The organism is Streptomyces sp. NPDC059787 (assembly GCF_042732315.1).
Taxonomy (GTDB): domain Bacteria; phylum Actinomycetota; class Actinomycetes; order Streptomycetales; family Streptomycetaceae; genus Streptomyces; species Streptomyces atrovirens.
This window is the reverse complement of sequence record NZ_JBHWHX010000002.1, coordinates 117885-136998: the sequence shown is the minus strand read 5'-3', so window position 1 is coordinate 136998 and position 19114 is coordinate 117885. Positions and strand designations below refer to the sequence as shown.

Sequence of the window (19114 nt, the reverse complement as noted above, 5' to 3'; positions counted from 1 at the left end):
GGAGCCGCCGGAGCGGCGAAGCAGAGGTCAGCGGCGCGACATGTAGATGTCGAGCGCCTTGTGGAGCAGCTTGTTCAGCGGGAAGTCCCACTCGCCGAGGTACTCGGCGGCCTGGCCGCCGGTGCCCACCTTGAACTGGATCAGACCGAAGAGGTGGTCGGTCTCGTCCAGCGAGTCGGAGATGCCGCGCAGGTCGTAGACGGTCGCGCCGAGCGCGTAGGCGTCGCGCAGCATCCGCCACTGCATCGCGTTCGAGGGCCGGACCTCGCGGCCGATGTTGTCGGAGGCGCCGTAGGAGTACCAGACGTGCCCGCCGACGATCAGCATCGTCGCCGCGGACAGGTTCACGCCGTTGTGCCGGGCGAAGTACAGCCGCATGCGGTTGGGGTCCTCGGTGTTGAGGGCCGACCACATGCGCTGGAAGTACGACAGCGGGCGGGGCCGGAAGTGGTCGCGCACAGCCGTGATCTCGTACAGCCGCTGCCACTCGGGCAGATCGTTGTAGCCGCCCTGGACGACCTCGACGCCGGCCTTCTCCGCCTTCTTGATGTTGCGGCGCCACAGCTGGTTGAAGTTCTTGTGGACATCTTCCAGGGCGCGGTTGGCCAGCGGCACCTGGTAGACGTAGCGGGGCTGGACGTCCCCGAAGCCGGCACCGCCGTCCTCGCCCTGCTGCCAGCCCATGCGGCGCAGCTTGTCGGCGACCTCGAAGGCGCGGGGCTCGATGAAGTCGGCCTCCAGGTCGCGCAGACGCTTCACGTCCTGGTCCTGGATGCCCTTCTTGATGGTCGAGGCCTCCCAGCGCCGGATGATCACCGGCGGGCCCATCTTCACCGAGAACGCGCCCTGCTGCTTCAGGTGGGCGAGCATCGGCTCGATCCACTCCTGGAGATTCGGCGCGAACCAGTTGATGACCGGGCCCTCGGGCAGATAGGCGAGGTAGCGCTTGATCTTGGGAAGCTGCCGGTAGAGGACGAGACCGGCACCGACCAGCTCACCGGTCCGGTCGTCGAACCAGCCGAGGTTCTCCGAGCGCCATTCCGCCTTGACATCAGCCCAGGCCGGGACCTGCATGTGACTCGCCGACGGCAGGCTCTGGATGTAGGCCAGATGCTGCTCTCGGCTGATGGTCCTCAGGGTCAGGCTCATTCGGGGCGCTCCTCGGGCTGGTGTGTCCCCATGGGTTCAGGGGCTCCGGCTCTCGCGCGAAGCCTACTGCGCCTCGGGGGCGCCCCGGTTGGGCGCACGGGGCCTTGGCCCCGGCCCGTCGCCGGCCGGGGCGTTCGACGATGTTCGAAAGAGGGGGTGTCCGACGTCAGTCGAAGAGACCGCCGAAGAGGCCCCCGTGCGCCATGCCCAGGAAGAACCCGACCGCCGCGGCACCCAGGCCCAGGACGAGGCCGAATCGCTCGCGGGTCGTCACCGAGATCCACTGGCCGTACGCGCCGGTGAGGATCCCCACCAGGCCGGTCCAGGAACTGAGCAGGTGCAGATGGTGGAACATCGCCGTGATGAAGGACGTGATGCCCAGCACCAGGGTCACCGCCATGAGGGTGTCCTGGAGCGGGTGGGGTTTGCCGTCCGTGGCGAAAAGGCCTCCGGCGGTGTTGGGTCGCAATGCCTGTGCCATGGGGCACCTCCTGCGAAAGGCGGCGGATCGTAGCGCCGTACACACCCGATGTGTACAGATTGACTGTCCCCACGGCCGGATTTCAACCGGAAGCCGCTGTGCGGGTACTCTGTACCGTCCGCACCGGTCTCTGTCCGGACAGAGCCAGGCAAGCCGAGGAAGGGCCACGGTCCGTTCCGGCTGGCCTGGGAGATCGCCGCCCGACCTCGATTGTCAGTGGCGGCTGTTTTACTGACAGGCATCGTTGCGGCAACGCATCACGACCCTCCTGCCACGGAACGACCGTGGCCGCTGAGTCCAAAGGAGGTGGGTTCCACATGCGTCACTACGAGGTGATGGTCATCCTCGACCCCGACACCGAGGAGCGCGCTGTCTCCCCGCTGATCGAGAACTTCCTCTCTGTCGTCCGTGACGGCGGCGGAAAGGTCGAGAAGGTCGACACCTGGGGCCGTCGTCGTCTCTCGTACGAGATCAAGAAGAAGCCCGAGGGCATCTACTCGGTCATCGACCTGCAGGCCGAGCCTGCGGTCGTCAAGGAGCTCGACCGCCAGATGAACCTGAACGAGTCGGTCCTCCGGACCAAGGTCCTCCGCCCCGAGACCCACTGAGCTCTCCCGCTCAGTTGATCCCGGGACTCGAGTAGCAGCACAAGCAGCCAGCAGCAAACCCGCCGAGAGGTTCCCCATGGCAGGCGAGACCGTCATCACGGTCGTCGGCAATCTTGTCGACGACCCCGAGCTGCGCTTCACCCCGTCCGGTGCGGCCGTCGCGAAGTTCCGTGTCGCGTCGACCCCCCGCACCTTCGACCGTCAGACGAACGAGTGGAAGGACGGCGAGAGCCTGTTCCTGACCTGCTCGGTCTGGCGTCAGGCGGCGGAGAACGTCGCCGAGTCGCTCCAGCGAGGCATGCGCGTCATTGTGCAGGGCCGGCTGAAGCAGCGGTCCTACGAGGACCGTGAGGGCGTCAAGCGCACGGTCTACGAGCTGGACGTCGAGGAAGTCGGCGCCAGCCTGCGCAACGCCACGGCCAAGGTCACCAAGACCACCGGCCGCGGTGGTCAGCAGGGTGGTGGCGGTTACGGCGGCGGTGGCGGCCAGGGTGGCGGCGGCTGGGGCGGCGGCCCCGGCGGTGGCCAGCAGGGCGGTGGCGCTCCCGCCGACGACCCGTGGGCGACCGGCGCTCCCGCCGGTGGCCAGCAGGGTGGTGGCGGCGGCTGGGGCGGTGGCTCCGGCGGCAGCGGCGGCGGCTACTCGGACGAGCCCCCCTTCTAGGCGGGCCGTACCCACACTTCTTGATCACACAGGAGAAACATCATGGCGAAGCCGCCTGTGCGCAAGCCTAAGAAGAAGGTCTGCGCATTCTGCAAGGACAAGGTCACGTACGTGGACTACAAGGACACGAACATGCTGCGGAAGTTCATTTCCGACCGCGGCAAGATCCGTGCCCGCCGCGTGACCGGCAACTGCACGCAGCACCAGCGTGACGTCGCCACGGCCGTCAAGAACAGCCGTGAGATGGCGCTGCTGCCCTATACCTCCACCGCGCGATAAGGGAAGGGTGACCGACTCATGAAGATCATCCTCACCCACGAGGTCTCCGGCCTCGGTGCCGCGGGCGACGTCGTCGACGTCAAGGACGGTTACGCTCGCAACTACCTGGTTCCGCGGAAGCTCGCGATCCGCTGGACCAAGGGCGGCGAGAAGGACGTCGAGCAGATCCGTCGTGCTCGCAAGATCCACGAGATCCAGACCATCGAGCAGGCCAACCAGGTGAAGGCCCAGCTCGAGGGCGTCAAGGTCCGTCTGGCCGTCCGCTCCGGCGACGCCGGTCGTCTCTTCGGTTCCGTCACCCCGGCCGACATCGCTTCGGCGATCAAGGCCGCCGGTGGTCCCGAGGTCGACAAGCGCCGCATCGAGCTGGGCTCGCCGATCAAGACGCTGGGCGCCTACGAGACGTCCGTGCGTCTGCACCCCGAGGTGGCCGCCAAGGTCGACATCGAGGTCGTCGCCGGCTGAGTGCCGAGCTCGTTGAAGCAGTGAGCATGGGGGCCGCACCCTTCGGGGTGCGGCCCCCATCGCCGTGTTCCACGTGAAACGCTCAGCGTGCGGCGCCCGTGACGATCCAGCGGCCGGACCGGGTACGGAACCACAGGGTCAGCATCCGCACGGTCATCATGAGCGTCATCGTGGCCCACAGTGCGGTGAGTCCGCCCCCGAGTGAGGGAACCAGCAGGGCGGCGGGGGTGAACACCGCGAGGGTCAGCAGCATCGCCCAGGCCAGGTACGGTCCGTCGCCCGCGCCCATCAGGACCCCGTCCAGGACGAAGACGACGCCGCAGATCGGCTGGGACAGCGCCACCAGCACCAGGGCGGGCAGTGCCGCGTCCGTCACCGTGGCGTCACTGGTGAACAGGGGCAGGAACACCGGCCGGGCGAGCACCACCAGGACGCCGAGGACGACACCGACCGCGATACCCCACTCGACCATGCGGCGGCATGCCTCACGGGCACCCCGGTCGTCGCCGGCGCCCAGATAACGCCCGATGATGGCCTGCCCGGCGATGGCGATGGCGTCCAGCGCGAAGGCGAGCAGGCTCCACAGGGAGAGGATGATCTGGTGGGCCGCGATCTCGGAGTCACCGAGACGGGCGGCGACGGCTGTCGCGATCATCAGGATCGCCCGGAGCGAGAGGGTCCGGACCAGCAGGGGAACGCCCGCTCGGGCGGATGCCCTGATCCCGGCGGCGTCCGGGCGCAGCGACGCCCCGTGCCTGCGCGCTCCGCGCAGCACCACGGTCAGGTAGACCGCTGCCATGCCCCACTGCGCGATGACGGTGCCCCAGGCGGAGCCCGCTATGCCCAGGCCGGCGCCGTAGACCAGGGCGACATTGAGCACACCGTTGGCGGCGAAGCCGGCGATGGCGACGTAGAGCGGTGTCCTGGTGTTCTGCAGTCCGCGCAGGACACCGGTCGCGGCGAGCACGACCAGCATGGCCGGTATGCCGAGTGTGGAGATCCGCAGATAGGTGGTCGCGTGGGGAGCCGCCGTGTCGGAGGCGCCGAAGAGGTCCACGAGGGCGGGTGCCGTGGGCAGGACGACGGCCATGACGGTGGCGCCGAGGAACAGGGCCAGCCAGATCCCGTCCATGCCCTGGCGGATGGCCGAGGACAGGTCGCCGGCTCCGACGCGCCGGGCGACGGCGGCCGTGGTGGCGTAGGCCAGGAAGACGAAGACGCTCACGGCGGTCATCAGGAGGGCCGAGGCGACGCCGAGACCGGCGAGCTGTGCCGTGCCCAGATGGCCGACGACGGCGCTGTCCGCCATGACGAAGAGCGGCTCGGCGACGAGGGCGCCGAAGGCGGGGACTGCCAGCATGACGATTTCGCGGTCATGCCGCCGTCGAGCGGCTCCGGGCCGCGCGGGGGCCTGTGTCATGTGCACCAATCTAATCGTCCACAGGTAAGAGATGCAAAGCCCTATAGACCCTTACTTTGTGGCTCTGGGTGTGGGCTTGGGTACATCGCATGAAGCGATCTTGAGCCGACTGGGCAACTTTTTCTTCTGCACAGCCGGTGGATGATGAAAATGCAGGTCACAGCCCTGTGGATGTCAAAGGTTTGGGCTTGTTCACAGGGCTGTCCACCGGCTCGTGCACAGGTTTCACGGAGTTCTCCACAGCATTGGGCCAGTCGTCCACAGGGCCTGTGGATAACCAGATTGGCTGACGGTGCCGACGGGCCTACGGTGGTCCGGCGCTCGCTCCGTCCACCGGTTTCAGAAACACCACAAACCCGGCGTGTGACAACTGGAGTTGGGCCTCTTATTTGTCAGTGCCGTGCCGTAGAACAGAGAGGCACGGCGAGGTCCGTTCCGGCGGACGGGAGGAGGTGGCTCGGTGAGCATTTCCGAGCCCTTGGACGACCCGTGGGCCGAGAGCGGACCCAGTGATCGTCTGCCCGCCTCCCGTCGCCGCGAGGACCGGGGCAGGGGCCGTGACGAGCAGCACGACCGCGGCCGGGACAACGGCGCGTGGGACGGCGGAGGCTCCGCGTTCGAAAGGGTGCCGCCGCAGGACCTCGAGGCCGAGCAGTCCGTGCTGGGCGGCATGCTGCTGTCCAAGGACGCCATCGCCGACGTCGTCGAGATCCTCAAGGGCCACGACTTCTACAAGCCGGCCCACGAGACCATCTACACGGCCATCCTCGACATCTACGCCAAGGGCGAGCCGGCCGACCCCATCACCATCGCCGCGGAGCTGACCAAGCGCGGTGAGATCAACAAGGTCGGCGGGGCCTCGTACTTGCACAACCTCGTCCAGACGGTCCCCACGGCGGCCAACGCGGCCTACTACGCGGAGATCGTGCACGAGCGCGCCGTGCTGCGCCGCCTGGTCGAGGCCGGCACGCGCATCACACAGATGGGATACGCGGCCGACGACGACGTCGACGAGATCGTCAACCGCGCGCAGGCGGAGATCTACGCGGTCACCGAGCAGCGCACCAGCGAGGACTACCTGCCGCTCGGCGACATCATGGAGGGCGCGCTCGACGAGATCGAGGCGATCGGATCGCGCAGTGGTGAGATGACCGGGGTGCCCACCGGGTTCACCGACTTCGACTCGCTCACCAACGGCCTGCACCCGGGGCAGATGATCGTCATCGCCGCGCGTCCCGCGATGGGCAAGTCGACGCTCGCCCTGGACTTCGCGCGGGCCGCGTCCATCAAGAACAACCTGCCGAGCGTCATCTTCTCGCTCGAGATGGGGCGCAACGAGATCGCGATGCGCCTGCTGTCCGCCGAAGCCCGCGTCGCCCTGCACCACATGCGCTCCGGCACGATGACCGACGAGGACTGGACGCGCCTGGCACGCCGGATGCCGGACGTCTCGGCGGCACCGCTCTACATCGACGACTCCCCGAACCTGTCGATGATGGAGATCCGTGCCAAGTGCCGTCGCCTCAAGCAGCGCAACGATCTGAAGCTGGTCGTCATCGACTACCTCCAGCTGATGCAGTCCGGCGGTTCCAAGCGCTCCGAGAGCCGTCAGCAGGAGGTCTCGGACATGTCCCGTAACCTCAAGCTGCTCGCCAAGGAACTGGAGATCCCGGTCATCGCGCTCTCCCAGCTCAACCGTGGCCCAGAGCAGCGCACGGACAAGAAGCCGATGGTCTCCGACCTGCGTGAGTCCGGGTCCATCGAGCAGGACGCCGACATGGTCATCCTGCTGCACCGCGAGGACGCCTACGAGAAGGAGTCCCCGCGCGCGGGTGAGGCGGACCTGATCGTGGCGAAGCACCGAAACGGTCCGACGGCCACGATCACGGTCGCCTTCCAGGGCCACTACTCGCGCTTCGTGGACATGGCGCAGACCTGATCCGTTCCTGCTGTAGGTTCTCAAACTTCGTGTCGGAATCTCAGAGGTGATGTCGGATCAGAGTCGGATGCGACACCGACTTGAGACTCGCAGGTCGTGACAGTCGCTCGTTCGAGTGAAGCCATGAAGTTGTGCTCCCGTTGGCGTGTCGACGGGAGCGCTGTGCTGTGGACGGCAGTCCGACCTGGGGGTGGGCATGGACGCGGAGGTCAGCTTCCGCAGGCAGGGCGGGAGAGTTGAGGACCGGCCCTGGGAATCTGTGGCAGCGGCATCACTTCAGTCAGCCGCTCCCTGGCGGACGTTCCGCTGGTACAAGGGGCAGCAACACTATTCCGGCACGTACTGGGCTGCGACGGCGCGGGATCACGTGATCTACGAGTCACGCCTGGAGCTTGCGCGGTTGCTGTTCGCCGACTTCGACCCTTCGGTACGCGGCGTCGTGGCCCAGCCGTTCCTGTTGAAGGCCGAGGTGGAGGGGAAGACCCGCAAACACATCCCGGACTACTTCCTGACCACTGAGGATGGCCCGGTCGTCGTGGACGTCAAGCCGCGGAGGTGGTTGTCGAAGCCGACGGTGGCCTTCACTTTCGCGTGGACCCGGCAGGTGGTGGAGTCGCGCGGGTGGCGCTACGAGGTGTGGAGCGAGCCGGCGCAGACGGAGCTGGCCAACATCCGCTTCCTTGCCGGGTACCTCCGCGATTGGTTGTTCAGCCCTGAGCTCCTTGAGGACGTGCGCCGTGTTGACCTGGACGGTGTCGCGCTAGGGGAAGCTGCCCGGCGCGTTCCCGGCCAAGCGGAGGCGCGGGTTCGGGCCGCAATCCACCATTTGCTGTGGAGGCACGAGATGCGAATAGATCTCACGCGTCCGCTGCGGTCTTCGACGGTGCTGGGGAATTCGGCGTGAGCGGCGCCGGAACACGGGTCGGTGTCGGGACGCGCTTCCTCTACGACGGCGAGGCCGTCGAGGTGGTCGAGTTGGCTACGACGACGGCGGGCAACGAGGTCGTCCTGAAGGATGGTCGCGGCCGTGTTCAGTGTCTGTCGCGGAAGGAACTGCTCTTCTCCGACCGCGCTCGTGTGCTCCACGACGGTCCTGGTCCTTCGAGAGGAGATGCCGACGAGGTCGCCTCGGTGGTCTTGGACCAGCTCAACGACGAAGAGCGCGAGCTGACGGCCGAGCGGGCCGGCCACATGAAAGAAGTGCTGACGGGCTACCGGTCGGGCAGCCCGGAGTTAGCGGCCGACGGTGAGCCGCGGGGGGAGTACGCCCCGGCTGCGCCGATGGAGGCGAAGAAGACGGCCAAGGCGGCGGAACTCGGCGTTACCGTCCGCACCATCGAACGGTGGCTCGCTGCCTTCCGTGACCGGGGCGAGGCCGGGCTGGCCCCCAGGAAGGGGCATGCCAATGGTCCAGCGGCATCGGTGGACCAGCGGTGGGTGGAGACGGCGCTGGAAGTCATGGTCGAGCACACCGACGCGTCGAGGCCCTCACGGACGATGGTGATCGAGAGGACCCGAGCGCGGGTGATCGCCCGGTTCGGCCCGGAGGCGGTCCCGCAGCCGAGCCGGGCGACGGCGTTTCGGATTCTGGAGGATCTGGAACGCCAGCATCCGCTGTTCCGGCTGAGCACGAAGCGGAACCGTGACATCGCCGACCGGCCGGAGGGTCTCTACGGGAAGCTGCGGCCCACAAGGCCGGGCGAGTACCTGCTGATGGACTCAACCCGGCTGGACGTGTTCGCGTTCGATCCGCTCACACTGCGGTGGGTGCAGGCCGAGCTGAGTATCGGCATGGACTGGTACACCCGCTGCATCACCGGGGTGAGGGTGACGCCGGTCTCCACGAAGGCCGTGGACGTCGCGGCGGTGCTCTTCGAATCCTTCCGCCCTCGGCCCGTTCAGCGAGGACTGGCCGCGCGGGGCCGTCTGGCCCGAGCATGGCATCCCGCGCACCGCGCTGGTCGACGTTGCCGTCGAGGGGGGTGGGCCTGGCCTTGCCGCCGATCGTCCCGGAGACGCTGGTGGTCGACCACGGCAAGGTCTACGTCTCGGACCACCTCACCAGTGTCTGCAGACGCATGGGGATCTCGATGCAGCCCGCTCGGCTGCGGACAGGTCGGGACAAAGGCCCGGTTGAGCGGTTCTTCCGAACCTTGCGTGAGGACCTGCTGCAGGCCCTGCCCGGCTACAAGGGCCCAGACATCCACTCCCGTGGGGAGGATCCGGAGGCGGAGGCGTTCTTCTTCCTCGACGAATTGGAGGAGATCATCCGGGAGTGGACTGCGACGGTCTCTCACTGTCGGCCGCACTCCAGTCTGGTCGACGCGGGGCTGCGGATGTCCCCGGCGCAGATGTTCGAGCACGGCATGGCCCGATCCGGATACATCGAGGTCCCCGGGACCGTGATCTCGCGTTTGAGTTCCTGCCCACGAAGTGGCGCACGGTCCAGCACTACGGTGTCGAGATCGGCCGCCGTCGCTACAGCGGTCCGGGCCTTCCTGAGCCCGGCGTCCACAGCCCCTACGACGGGCCACTTCGGAACGGCTGGCCGTTCCAGGTCGACCCGGACGATGTCACCCGGATCTACTTCCGTGACCCCTCTACGCGTGGCTGGCACACGCTGACCTGGGAGCACGCCCCGTCGGCGCGGATGCCGCTGAGCGAGGACGCGCTGGCGTTCGCCCGGAAGCTGGCCGCAGCAAAGTACCGCTGCCCCCGATGACCGGCTTGCAGTCGCCGATCTGCTGGAGCGCTGGAACCTGGGCCTGGGCACCACGCTGGCCGAGCGGCGCATGGCACTTCGGCTCTCGCGCGAGCAGACAGCCCTCGAACTGCCTGAGTCCGACGCGGAGACAGTCGTCTCTCTTCCCTCCGTACGCCGGACTGGAAGATCCTGCTGGGCGCGGACCAGACCGCGGCCATCGCGCATGCGAGCGGGCTGGACGAGCGGACGGTCACGGCCATGACGCTGGCGTACTACGCCGAGCGGGCCCTTCGCATCAACTTCGAGCGCCGGTACGTCAACCGCTGGGTGCTCTGGGGCCGTGGTGCCGGCTGGCGGTTCTGCCCGGACTGCCTCAAGCACAGCAGCGGCCGCTGGCAACTCACCTGGCGTCTGGGCTGGTCCTTCGCCTGCCCGCTGCACCTGCAACTACTGGCGGACTGCTGCTCTGCCTGCGGGCGCGTCCCCAGGCAGCGGCCCCGGTCCGGGGAGGTCGTCCCTCACCCGGCTCTTTGCGGCGCCCTCTCTGCGAGACCGGGACGTCCGCCTTCCGGGGGCTGTGGATTCGATCTGACACAGACCCGTACGCTCCGACTTCCTGCCGGGTGGCTTTGTTCACGAGATTGGACAGCAGATGTCGACCACTTTGGGAGGCACGAGAGTCTGGCGCTGTTCGATTGCCAGGCGGCTAGAAGAGGTTGGTCGAGGTGCCCTGCGTGAGGTTCTTGAGGATCGTGCGCAGCCACGGGCTGCGCACGGCTGGTAGCCGGACCAAGGTGTGCTGGAACGTTCCCCGGTCGGCCCGAAGCAGGTGATTGGGGAGCAGCGGGAGCGGGTCGTCGCGGAAGACGTCTTGGGGTATGCGGCCTGACGCGGGAACCGGCAGGTAGGGCTGGGGAGAGACCAGCCACAGCCACACCCCCAGCGGCAGGGGCACCAGGTATGCCGACGCAGTCGGGCCAGCGGGGGTCCAGGTCCGGCCTGTCTGAGGATGGACCGGTACGAGGAGGATGTCGACGCCCGCGTCCGGGGATGGCTGCCCCGGGCCAGCCAGAACGGCGCGCCGCTTCGGGGGGCCTGCGGGCAGCAGGGCGTCGAGCGCGCGTTGGAACATGTCCGCGGTCAGACCGCCTGGGACCTTGACCGGCTGCCCTTGGGAGGCAACCAGCAGGTGGGCGAGCGCCTGGCCGGCTGCCGCCTCCCACTGCGGACTCCACGACCAGTAGTGGTTTGCCCCCGACCGTCCTCCCCACGTGGCAATCGGCTCGAACGGAGGCGTTTTCTCCCCCCTCTCTGCCAGCTCCTTCCAGGAGAGGGGCGCAGCGTGGATACCGTCAACGGGAACGCGGTGCACAGCGTCCGGGCTGAGCCGCACTGCCTGCCAGAGCGAGCAATCATCGACCCTGGCCGCCACGGGGAGGTCGCATGCCTCACACGCCATGTTGGGCCCGTCGGCCCCGTCGAGGCCGCAACAGGCACCGTCGCGCTTCTCAGGAATCAGCCGGGTTCCACGGATATCACCGGGCGCAATGACACTCGCCCCAGGCGTGCTGTCGGACAGGGCGTACACCGGCGCGTAGATACCGCGCGCCTCCGCCTCGCCAGGATCGATCTCGTCCCACAGCCGCCACGGCCCTCCCCAGGGGTCCGGATCCACGGCAAACGTCCCGGACTCCATGAGCACCGGAAGCTGGACCCCGTTCCCGTACTTCTGACGGGCGTGGACCGGCAGTGAGACCTGGGACAGCGGGGTGGTCAACCCGGCACCGCATCCCGCACACACGAAAACGAACAAATGTCCTCCGATTGGGAATCGGACGCATCCTGGCAGCTCGCCGACAGCCGACCAACATGTTTTCTCATCCGTGCGGGAGCGGTACCTGCCACCGTCGTGGAGCATCAACGCAGCGCGGGCAAGTGCCAACCGCCGCCTCTGACTGCGGCAAGCGACTCACTCAGTGTTCGAACTCCCGGTGCGCTGTGGCGCCTCCCGAAGCGGCGAACATCTGCTGCCCATTCTCGTGAACGAAGCCTGCCGGGCATCCTGCTCCGCGACGGCCCGCAGGACTACAAGCCCCGCGGAACCATCGACCGCGACTGGCTCATCGAACAGTACGTTCACCACCGCCGGACCCTGCTCGATCTCGCCCAGGAGAAGGGCATGAGCACCGCGAACATGGCGAGATGGGCCCACACCCACAAGATCCCCCTCCGAGCCCGCGGCGGAGCCTCCCACGAAGCTGCCCTCCGGGCGGCAGACCGCGCCGGCACGAACAACGGGCTTACCGCGTGATGCCCTGATGAGCCCACCAACCGAGGAACTGTCAGGCAGCCCGTGATCCCGCGGACGCCCTCCTTGCTTACACCCTCGATTGCTTTCCTAGGACCCCTAGGTTAAAACTAGGGCCTCAAGGATCTTAGGAGGGTGCATGGTGCGGGCCGGGCTGACAGCGGAGCGGGTGACGGTCGCGGGCGCAGAGCTGGCGGACGACGTCGGGCTCGACCAGGTGACCATGTCGCAGGTGGCGCGGCGACTGGGCGTGAAGGACGCGAGCCTCTACACGCACGTCCGCAGCCTGGAGGATCTGCGCGGTCGGATCGCCCTGCTGGCGGCGGACGAGAAGACCATCCGCATCGCGGAGGTGACCGCCGGGCGAGCAGGCAAGGAGGCGCTCGTCGCCTTCGCGAATGCCTGGCGGGAGTACGCCCACCAGCATCCGGGCCGCTACATGGCAACGCAGACCCCGATCCAGATCGCCCCCGAGCTGGCCGCAAAGGCGCCCGGACCACGGCGGGCGGTCGAGCTGACCTACGGCATGCTGCGCGGCTACGGACTGGCCGAGCCGGACCTGACCGACGCGGTCCGGTTGCTGCGCAGCACGTTCCACGGGTTCGTCGCCCTGGAAGCGGCGGGCGGCTTCGCGCACGAACGTTCGCCGCAGCAGTCCTGGATCCGCGCGCTCGACGCCCTGCACGCCCTCCTGGAGCACTGGCCCCCGTCCCGAGAAGGAGACTCCTCATGACCGACCCGACCATCGGCAGCCTGCGTGTGAACGGCGCGACCTTGCACTACGAAGTGCGAGGCCAGGGTCCGCTCGTGCTACTGATCCCCGGAGGGACGGGCGGCGCGGCATCCTTCGACGGCATCGCCGACGACCTGGCTGCCGAATGCACAGTCGCGACCTACGACCCGCGCGGCATGTCCCGCAGCACGCTGGACGACCCCGACGCCGAGCAGCAAGTGGCCGAGCACGCCGATGACGCGTTCCGGATGCTGGAACTGCTGTCGCCCGGTGAGCCCGCCCTGTTATTCGGCGCCAGTTCGGGCGCGATCGTCTCCCTGCACCTGCTCACCGCCCACCCCGAACGCATCACACGCGTTGTGGCGCACGAGCCGCCAGTAGTGGAGGTCCTGCCGGACGCGGCTGAACACCGTGCACTCATCGCACACGTGCGGGACACGTTCCGCACCCAAGGGCTCATGCCGGCGATGGCCGTGTTCGCTGCGGGCCTGAAGAAGGACGGCGACACCACCGAGCCGAAGGCCGAGCTCAAGCTTCCGCCCCAGGCAGCGGCGCGGGCCGAGCAGACGATGGCCAACCTGCCGTACTTCGTCGGGCGGATCGTGCCCAGCTTCATGTCCTACGCGCCGGACATCCGTCGGCTGGAGGGGCTGTCGGACCGGCTCGTGATCGCCGGTGGCCAGGACTCACACGGTGAGCTGCCCTACCGCTCGGCAGCTTTCCTGGCCGAGCGTCTCGGCACGGAACTCCAGCACTTCCCCGGCGGGCACATCGGATTGACCACACACCCCACAGAGTTCGGCGAGCTCCTGCGGAAGGCCCTCCAAGCCTCGATCTGAATCGCGCATGACCTGCTCAACTCCGCCGGAGGCGGTCGAAGGAAATGACACGATCCTGAGACTCAACTCATCCGTCACGATCTGAGACAGCAGGCAGAACAGCAGGTCACAGCATCGCCATATGACAGCGGACCGGAGAACCTGCACCTGCTGAACTGAGGGCATGACGACACCTCATCAGGAAGAACTGCTGCCCGGTACCCGGCGGGCGCTGCTGCACAGGATCGCCGTCGCCCAGAGCGAAGGACGCGCGCCGTCGCTCGTCGCGGCCGTGGTGCGGGGCGGGAAGACCGTGTGGACGGGGGCGCGGACGTCGGTGGAAGGACACGCTCCGGACGAGCACGTGCAGTACCGGATCGGTTCGATCACCAAGACCTTCACGGCCGTTCTGGTGCTCCGGCTGCGCGACGAGGGAGCGCTCGACCTCGCCGACCCGCTGGAGAAACACCTGCCGGGTACGGGCGTGGGCGACGTGACCGTCGCCGAACTGCTCGCACACAGTGCCGGGTTGGCCGCCGAGACGCCCGGACCCTGGTGGGAGCGGACCCCTGGTTCCCTGCGCCCCGGCCTCGCCGACGTGCTGGGCGAGCGTCCCCTGGTGCACCCCGCCGGCCGGCGGTTCCACTATTCGAACCCCGGATACGCGTTGCTCGGCGCCCTGGTCGAGGAGCTGCGCGGCGCCTCGTGGGAGGAGGTGCTTCGGCGCGAAGTGCTCGTGCCTCTGGGGCTGCGTCGCACGACCGTGCGCGCGGAAGCGCCGCACGCGGGTGGCTGGGCGGTGCATCCATGGGCCGATGTGATGCTGCCCGAGCCCCTGGAGGACCTCGGGGTGATGGCGCCCGCCGGCCAGTTGTGGTCCACCGCGGCTGATCTGGCGCGCTTCGCCGCCTTCCTGGCCGAGGGCGACGAACGGGTGCTGAGCGCCGAGTCGTTGCGGGAGATGAGGACGCCGGCCGCACCGGTCGAGGCGGCGGACGTGGCGAGCGGCTACGCGTACTGCCTGGGCATGGAGATCCGTCACCAGCACGGACGTTCTCTCGTCGGGCACACGGGTTCACTGCCGGGCTTCCTCGCCTGCCTCACGATCGGAGTGGCGGACGACGTGAGCGCGGTGGTCCTGGCCAACTGCACGTCCGGACCGGCGCCGTTCACGGTCGCCGCCGACCTCGTCCGGATCGTGGCCGAGGCGGAACCACGTATCCCGGCTCCCTGGCAGCCGTTGCGAGAGGCGGATCCGGCGGTACTGGAGCTGGTGGGGCAGTGGTACTGGGGGACGTCCGCGTTCGCGCTCCGGCTCTCGGCCGACGGTCTCGTCTCGTTGGAGCCGCTGTCCGGCAACGGCCGGCGCTCGCGTTTCCGTCCGGCGGAGGACGGCACCTGGGTGGGCCTGGAGGGCTACTACGCCGGAGAACTCCTGAAGCCCGTACGGCGGCCGGACGGCTCGCTGAGCCATCTCGACCTGGGGTCGTTCGTGTTCACACGTCAACCGTACGACGAGAGGGCTCCTGTGCCGGGCGGAGTGGACCCGGCGGGATGGCGGGGTATCGGTTAGCGTCCAGGAGTGCGAGCGGGGCCCTGTTTCACGTGAAACAGGGCCCCGGGCCTTTGGTCACAGCGGCAGTTTGAAGCCCACGTGGGAGGCCGTGAAGCCGAGTCGCTCGTAGAAGCGGTGGGCATCGGTCCGGGTGTTGTCGGAGGTCAGCTGGACCAGTTGGCAGCCCTCTCGGCGGGAGGCGTCGATCGCCCACTTGACGAGCCTGCTTCCCAGGCCGCTGCCGCGCTCGTCGGCGTGGACGCGGACCGCTTCGATGATCGACCGGGTGGCGCCGCGGCGGGAGAGTCCGGGAACGACCGTGAGCTGAAGCGTGCCGACGACGCGGCCTTCACGGACCGCGACGACCAGGTGCTGGTTCGGGTCGGCATCGAGCCGCTCCAGCGCGGTCAGGTACGGGCTGAGGTCGTCCGGCGACTCGCGCCGCGCGCCCAGGGGGTCGTCCGCGAGCATGCCGACGATGGCGGGGACGTCGTCGGCGACCGCGGCCCGTATCTCCAGATCATCCATGCCGGCACCCTACGCGGGCACCGGCGCCTTCAGTGTTTCCACGGCCCGGACCAGGGGAGCGAGGTCGGGGTTCTCCGCCGCCGTGTCGAGGGCCTCGCGCAGGGCCGTGTCGTTGGTCGGCCGCGCCTCGCCCAGCAACTTGAGGCCGGCCTCGGTGACGTTGGTGTAGATGCCCCGGCGGTCGGTGGGGCACAGGTAGCGCTCCAGCAGTCCGCGGTCCTCGAGGCGGGTGACCAGGCGCGTGGTGGCGCTCTGGCTGAGCACGACCGCGTCGGCGACCTGCTTCATCTGCAGATGGCCCCCGTCACCGTCGTGCTGTCGGCTCAGTACGTCGAGCAGGGAGTACTCCCGCACGCTCAGATCGTGCCGGGCCTGAAGGGCGCGCTCGATGTGGGCCTCGATCCTCCCGTGCAGCAGGGAGAGCGCGCACCAGCCCTGAGCGAGGGCGGTGAGCGCGGGGTCCGTGGCTGTCATGGGCGTTTCCTCCGTCCAGGAGCTGCTGACACCAGGGTAGAGCAAGCCCGCAATATACGGCGCTTGCAAATAACCAGCGTCTGCAATTATTGTCGGAGCACGCAAAGCGCTCCTGCAATCGTCTGGGAAGGTCTGTCCCCCATGCCTCTCGCGCTTCTGGCCCTCGCGATCGGGGCCTTCGGAATCGGAACCACGGAGTTCGTGATCATGGGCTTGCTGCCCGAGGTCGCGGGTGACTTCGGTGTCTCCATCCCCACCGCCGGCTATCTGGTGACCGGCTACGCGCTGGGCGTCATGCTCGGAGCCCCGCTGATGACCGTGCTCGGCACCAGGATCTCCCGCAAGCGGATGCTGATGCTGCTGATGGGGCTGTTCATCGCCGGGAACCTGCTGTCCGCGCTGGCCCCGTCCTTCGGCCTCATGCTGACCGGACGGGTGGTCGCCTCACTGGCCCACGGCGCCTTCTTCGGTATCGGCTCGGTGGTCGCGGCCGACCTGGTCGCCCCGGACAAGAAGGCCGGAGCCATCGCCCTGATGTTCACCGGACTGACCGTCGCCAACGTCGTCGGCGTTCCGCTGGGCACGCTCGTCGGCCAGTCCATCGGCTGGCGGGTCACCTTCGGCATCGTCGCCGCCCTCGGCGTCGTCGGCCTGGCCGGCATCGCCAGGCTGGTCCCCGACATGCCCAAGGCCGAGGGCGTGCGGCTGCGGCATGAACTGGCCGCCCTGAAGAACGTCCAGATCCTGCTCGCCATGGCGATGACCGTCCTCGGATTCGGTGGCGTCTTCGCGGCCATCACCTACATCGCGCCGATGATGACGCACGTCACCGGTTTCGCCGACGGCTCCGTGACCTGGCTGCTGGTCCTCTTCGGCCTCGGCATGGTCGGCGGCAATCTCATCGGCGGCAGGTACGCGGACCGCGCCCTGATGCCCATGCTGTACCTCTCCCTGGGCGCCCTCGCCCTCGTCCTCGCGCTCTTCACCCTGACCGCGCACAACAAGATCACCGCCGCCGTCACCATCGCCCTCGTCGGCGCCCTGGGATTCGCCACGGTGCCGCCCCTGCAGAAGCGGGTCCTCGACCAGGCGCACGGCGCCCCCACCCTGGCCTCGGCCCTGAACATCGGCGCCTTCAACCTCGGCAACGCGCTGTCCGCCTGGCTCGGCGGCCTCGTGATCGGGGCCGGCCTCGGCTACACCGCACCCAACTGGGTCGGTGCCGTTCTCGCCGCGGGTGCCCTGGTGCTGGCGTTCGTCTCGGCCGCTCTCGAGCGCCGCGACACCCCGCCCGCCACCGTGCTCACCGGCCCGGTGACCACCGAGCAGCGGACCGCCGTCCCCCACTGACCCACAGGACCGGCAGATGCGGGGCCAGGGCCGTCCCCGCATCCGCCGACTCCTCACTCCGGCCCTACCGACATCACCCGCACCACAAGGAGAACCACCTCATGAGCACCACCGCCGTCGCCCCGCTCACCACCGCGGATGCCGAATCCCTGGTCGTCGCCGCACGCCAGGCCGCCGAGGCGGCCGGTGTCACGGTCAGCGTCACCGTCCTCGACGCGGGCGGGCACCTGCTCGCCTTCCGCCGGGACGACCGTGCCGTGCTGATCTCCGGGGAGACCAGCACCCGCAAGGCGTACACCGCGCTCCAACTGAACGCGCCGACCGCCGACCTCGTGGACGCCGTGCAGCCCGGAGGTCTCTTCCACACCCTACCCACCGCACTCGACCGGCCACTGCTGTTCATCGCAGGGGGCGTGCCCGTCCGGCGCGACGGCCGGCTGATCGGCGCGATCGGTGTCGGCGGTGGCGCCCCGGAGCAGGACCATGCCTTCGCCACGGCCGCCGTGGAGGCCCTCGTCTGACGATGACGCCCACCGCATGTGACGACGCCGGCCCCGAAGCCCGGGGCCGCCGTCGTCACATCCGATGGATGTCAGGCCGCAGCGACCGTCACCGGGGCGAACCGCCGGCTCCAGTCCCCGGGCAGCTCCGTGATCCCGTACGTCATGACGGCGTTCGACGCGACGGACGCCAGCCCGTGTGCCTTCACCCAGCTCAGCAGCTCTTCGTGCCGTACATCGATGTCGGTGCGCAGCGGCCGGTCGGTGCGGGCGGCGAGCGAAGCGAGCAGTGCCTCGGCCGTCGCCGTGTCGCGGGCGATGAGCGGCCCGACGACATGGGTGTCCATATTGGGCCAGGCGGCCGCGTAACCGATGATCCGTCCGCCCTCCTCGGCGACGCGCAGCTGATCGGCGAAGGCGGGCAGGCGGGTGACGATGTGCGTCCGGTCGGTACCGAACACCTCCTCGTCGAGCCGGACGACCGAGGGGAGATCCTCCGCGGTCGCGGCCCGGGTGGCGACCTCCACCCGGTCACCGGTGGGGACGAAGTGGCCACGCAGCATCTCGGCACGGCCGGTGACCTTGAAACCGAGCTCCTCGTAGAGCGGCCGGCCGAAGGGGGTCGCGTGCAGGGTGAGGGGCGTGGTGCCCCTCGCGGAGACGATGTGACGCATGAGCCGGCGCCCCACGCCCTGGCGGGCATGCCGTTCGGCGACCAGGACCATGCCGACGGCCGCGAGAGCGGGTTGTTCCCGCGGTCCGTACTCGGTGACGACACAGGCGGCCACCAGGCCACCGTCGGGATCGTCGATGCCGTAGCCCTTCCCGGCCGTGAGGAGGAGGCCCCACTTGTGCTCCTCCCGTGGCCACCCCCGGTCCTCGGACAAGTCGGCGCAGGCGGTGAGGTCGCGGAGCGTCAGACGGCGGATGGGCAGAGAGGCAAGAGAAGGTGTCGGCACGCAGGTCAGGCTGTCCGACAGGGGGCTTCGACGTCCACCCGTTTCAGGAGACTCGTGCGAGCTTTCGGCCATGCCGTGGTCACAGACGGAGCGCGGACACGGGCACGGCATGTTTCACGTGAAACATGCGAGAACGGCGCGTGGCCGGTTCCTTACCCCGGAGACGAAGGGAGCAGGAGC

General features: G+C 68.6%; 20 protein-coding genes. 13 read left to right on the top strand and 7 right to left on the bottom strand.

All coding sequences use genetic code 11. From position 1 onward, the window contains the following. Positions 1–27 precede the first annotated feature (27 nt). Positions 28–1149 (bottom strand): peptidoglycan bridge formation glycyltransferase FemX, encoded by a 1122-nt coding sequence (femX, locus tag ACFV5H_RS02620; protein ID WP_344569790.1) that lies wholly within the window; start codon positions 1147–1149, stop codon positions 28–30. A gap of 166 nt (positions 1150–1315) precedes the next feature. Beyond that, the gene (locus ACFV5H_RS02615) at positions 1316–1630 is read right to left on the bottom strand and encodes a hypothetical protein (protein WP_383454996.1); all 315 of its coding nucleotides are present in this window, start codon (positions 1628–1630) and stop codon (positions 1316–1318) included. A 317-nt stretch (positions 1631–1947) separates the two neighbouring features. Here ACFV5H_RS02615 and rpsF point away from each other — a divergent pair, with 317 nt between their 5' ends. The 4 genes from rpsF (at position 1948) to rplI (ending at position 3646) form a co-directional block, all read left to right on the top strand. Further along, positions 1948–2238 (top strand): 30S ribosomal protein S6, encoded by a 291-nt coding sequence (gene rpsF / locus ACFV5H_RS02610; protein WP_004929252.1) that lies wholly within the window; start codon positions 1948–1950, stop codon positions 2236–2238. A 76-nt stretch (positions 2239–2314) separates the two neighbouring features. Next, positions 2315–2902: a single-stranded DNA-binding protein gene (locus ACFV5H_RS02605; protein ID WP_073933342.1), complete on the top strand. Its 588-nt coding sequence runs from the start codon at positions 2315–2317 to the stop codon at positions 2900–2902. Between the two features lie 42 nt (positions 2903–2944). Further along, the gene (rpsR, locus tag ACFV5H_RS02600) at positions 2945–3181 is read left to right on the top strand and encodes a 30S ribosomal protein S18 (protein WP_003949403.1); all 237 of its coding nucleotides are present in this window, start codon (positions 2945–2947) and stop codon (positions 3179–3181) included. Positions 3182–3199: 18 nt separating this feature from the next. After that, the gene (gene rplI, locus ACFV5H_RS02595; protein ID WP_385046898.1) at positions 3200–3646 is read left to right on the top strand and encodes a 50S ribosomal protein L9; all 447 of its coding nucleotides are present in this window, start codon (positions 3200–3202) and stop codon (positions 3644–3646) included. Between the two features lie 82 nt (positions 3647–3728). Here rplI and ACFV5H_RS02590 read toward each other — a convergent pair whose 3' ends face one another. Further along, positions 3729–5066, bottom strand: coding sequence for an MATE family efflux transporter (locus tag ACFV5H_RS02590; RefSeq protein WP_385046901.1), 1338 nt, complete (start codon positions 5064–5066; stop codon positions 3729–3731). 460 nt (positions 5067–5526) lie between these two features. Here ACFV5H_RS02590 and dnaB point away from each other — a divergent pair, with 460 nt between their 5' ends. The 4 genes from dnaB (at position 5527) to ACFV5H_RS02570 (ending at position 10447) form a co-directional block, all read left to right on the top strand. Further along, positions 5527–7005 (top strand): replicative DNA helicase, encoded by a 1479-nt coding sequence (gene dnaB / locus ACFV5H_RS02585; protein ID WP_385046904.1) that lies wholly within the window; start codon positions 5527–5529, stop codon positions 7003–7005. Between the two features lie 196 nt (positions 7006–7201). Next, positions 7202–7909 (top strand): TnsA-like heteromeric transposase endonuclease subunit, encoded by a 708-nt coding sequence (locus ACFV5H_RS02580; protein WP_385192382.1) that lies wholly within the window; start codon positions 7202–7204, stop codon positions 7907–7909. A gap of 287 nt (positions 7910–8196) precedes the next feature. After that, complete coding sequence (locus ACFV5H_RS02575) at positions 8197–9411, top strand: helix-turn-helix domain-containing protein (RefSeq protein WP_385192606.1); 1215 nt, start codon at positions 8197–8199, stop codon at positions 9409–9411. A 484-nt stretch (positions 9412–9895) separates the two neighbouring features. Then, the gene (locus ACFV5H_RS02570) at positions 9896–10447 is read left to right on the top strand and encodes a TniQ family protein (protein ID WP_385192604.1); all 552 of its coding nucleotides are present in this window, start codon (positions 9896–9898) and stop codon (positions 10445–10447) included. Here the strand turns inward: ACFV5H_RS02570 and ACFV5H_RS02565 are convergent. Then, complete coding sequence (locus ACFV5H_RS02565; protein ID WP_385192381.1) at positions 10416–11522, bottom strand: hypothetical protein; 1107 nt, start codon at positions 11520–11522, stop codon at positions 10416–10418. The genes ACFV5H_RS02570 and ACFV5H_RS02565 overlap by 32 nt on opposite strands. Before the next feature lie 634 nt (positions 11523–12156). Between ACFV5H_RS02565 and ACFV5H_RS02560 the strand changes: the two genes are divergently transcribed. The 3 genes from ACFV5H_RS02560 (at position 12157) to ACFV5H_RS02550 (ending at position 15141) form a co-directional block, all read left to right on the top strand. Then, positions 12157–12750, top strand: coding sequence for a TetR/AcrR family transcriptional regulator (locus tag ACFV5H_RS02560; protein ID WP_385192379.1), 594 nt, complete (start codon positions 12157–12159; stop codon positions 12748–12750). Beyond that, positions 12747–13589: an alpha/beta fold hydrolase gene (locus ACFV5H_RS02555; RefSeq protein WP_385192376.1), complete on the top strand. Its 843-nt coding sequence runs from the start codon at positions 12747–12749 to the stop codon at positions 13587–13589. Before ACFV5H_RS02560 ends, ACFV5H_RS02555 begins: the two co-directional genes overlap by 4 nt. Before the next feature lie 163 nt (positions 13590–13752). Then, positions 13753–15141, top strand: coding sequence for a serine hydrolase domain-containing protein (locus tag ACFV5H_RS02550; protein WP_385046916.1), 1389 nt, complete (start codon positions 13753–13755; stop codon positions 15139–15141). A gap of 57 nt (positions 15142–15198) precedes the next feature. Here the strand turns inward: ACFV5H_RS02550 and ACFV5H_RS02545 are convergent, their stop codons facing one another. After that, complete coding sequence (locus ACFV5H_RS02545) at positions 15199–15651, bottom strand: GNAT family N-acetyltransferase (RefSeq protein WP_385192374.1); 453 nt, start codon at positions 15649–15651, stop codon at positions 15199–15201. 9 nt (positions 15652–15660) lie between these two features. Beyond that, a complete protein-coding gene (locus tag ACFV5H_RS02540; protein ID WP_385046922.1) occupies positions 15661–16125 on the bottom strand; it encodes a MarR family winged helix-turn-helix transcriptional regulator in 465 nt (154 codons plus the stop codon). Positions 16126–16266: 141 nt separating this feature from the next. Here ACFV5H_RS02540 and ACFV5H_RS02535 point away from each other — a divergent pair, with 141 nt between their 5' ends. Further along, the gene (locus tag ACFV5H_RS02535; RefSeq protein WP_385046925.1) at positions 16267–17475 is read left to right on the top strand and encodes an MFS transporter; all 1209 of its coding nucleotides are present in this window, start codon (positions 16267–16269) and stop codon (positions 17473–17475) included. Positions 17476–17576: 101 nt separating this feature from the next. Continuing rightward, on the top strand, positions 17577–17996 hold the full coding sequence (locus ACFV5H_RS02530; RefSeq protein ID WP_385046928.1) for a heme-binding protein: 420 nt from the start codon (positions 17577–17579) through the stop codon (positions 17994–17996). A 71-nt stretch (positions 17997–18067) separates the two neighbouring features. On the opposite strand, the gene ACFV5H_RS02525 is transcribed toward ACFV5H_RS02530, so the two are convergent. Beyond that, positions 18068–18934: a GNAT family N-acetyltransferase gene (locus ACFV5H_RS02525; RefSeq protein ID WP_385192371.1), complete on the bottom strand. Its 867-nt coding sequence runs from the start codon at positions 18932–18934 to the stop codon at positions 18068–18070. Positions 18935–19114: the final 180 nt, after the last annotated feature.

Coding starts and splice junctions, on each gene's coding strand:
- femX (WP_344569790.1), bottom strand. CDS start 1,149: ATGAGCCTGACCCTGAGGACCATCAGCCGAGAGCAGCATCTGGCCTAC.
- ACFV5H_RS02615 (WP_383454996.1), bottom strand. CDS start 1,630: ATGGCACAGGCATTGCGACCCAACACCGCCGGAGGCCTTTTCGCCACG.
- rpsF (WP_004929252.1), top strand. CDS start 1,948: ATGCGTCACTACGAGGTGATGGTCATCCTCGACCCCGACACCGAGGAG.
- ACFV5H_RS02605 (WP_073933342.1), top strand. CDS start 2,315: ATGGCAGGCGAGACCGTCATCACGGTCGTCGGCAATCTTGTCGACGAC.
- rpsR (WP_003949403.1), top strand. CDS start 2,945: ATGGCGAAGCCGCCTGTGCGCAAGCCTAAGAAGAAGGTCTGCGCATTC.
- rplI (WP_385046898.1), top strand. CDS start 3,200: ATGAAGATCATCCTCACCCACGAGGTCTCCGGCCTCGGTGCCGCGGGC.
- ACFV5H_RS02590 (WP_385046901.1), bottom strand. CDS start 5,066: ATGACACAGGCCCCCGCGCGGCCCGGAGCCGCTCGACGGCGGCATGAC.
- ACFV5H_RS02580 (WP_385192382.1), top strand. CDS start 7,202: ATGGACGCGGAGGTCAGCTTCCGCAGGCAGGGCGGGAGAGTTGAGGAC.
- ACFV5H_RS02575 (WP_385192606.1), top strand. CDS start 8,197: ATGAAAGAAGTGCTGACGGGCTACCGGTCGGGCAGCCCGGAGTTAGCG.
- ACFV5H_RS02560 (WP_385192379.1), top strand. CDS start 12,157: ATGGTGCGGGCCGGGCTGACAGCGGAGCGGGTGACGGTCGCGGGCGCA.
- ACFV5H_RS02555 (WP_385192376.1), top strand. CDS start 12,747: ATGACCGACCCGACCATCGGCAGCCTGCGTGTGAACGGCGCGACCTTG.
- ACFV5H_RS02550 (WP_385046916.1), top strand. CDS start 13,753: ATGACGACACCTCATCAGGAAGAACTGCTGCCCGGTACCCGGCGGGCG.
- ACFV5H_RS02545 (WP_385192374.1), bottom strand. CDS start 15,651: ATGGATGATCTGGAGATACGGGCCGCGGTCGCCGACGACGTCCCCGCC.
- ACFV5H_RS02540 (WP_385046922.1), bottom strand. CDS start 16,125: ATGACAGCCACGGACCCCGCGCTCACCGCCCTCGCTCAGGGCTGGTGC.
- ACFV5H_RS02535 (WP_385046925.1), top strand. CDS start 16,267: ATGCCTCTCGCGCTTCTGGCCCTCGCGATCGGGGCCTTCGGAATCGGA.
- ACFV5H_RS02530 (WP_385046928.1), top strand. CDS start 17,577: ATGAGCACCACCGCCGTCGCCCCGCTCACCACCGCGGATGCCGAATCC.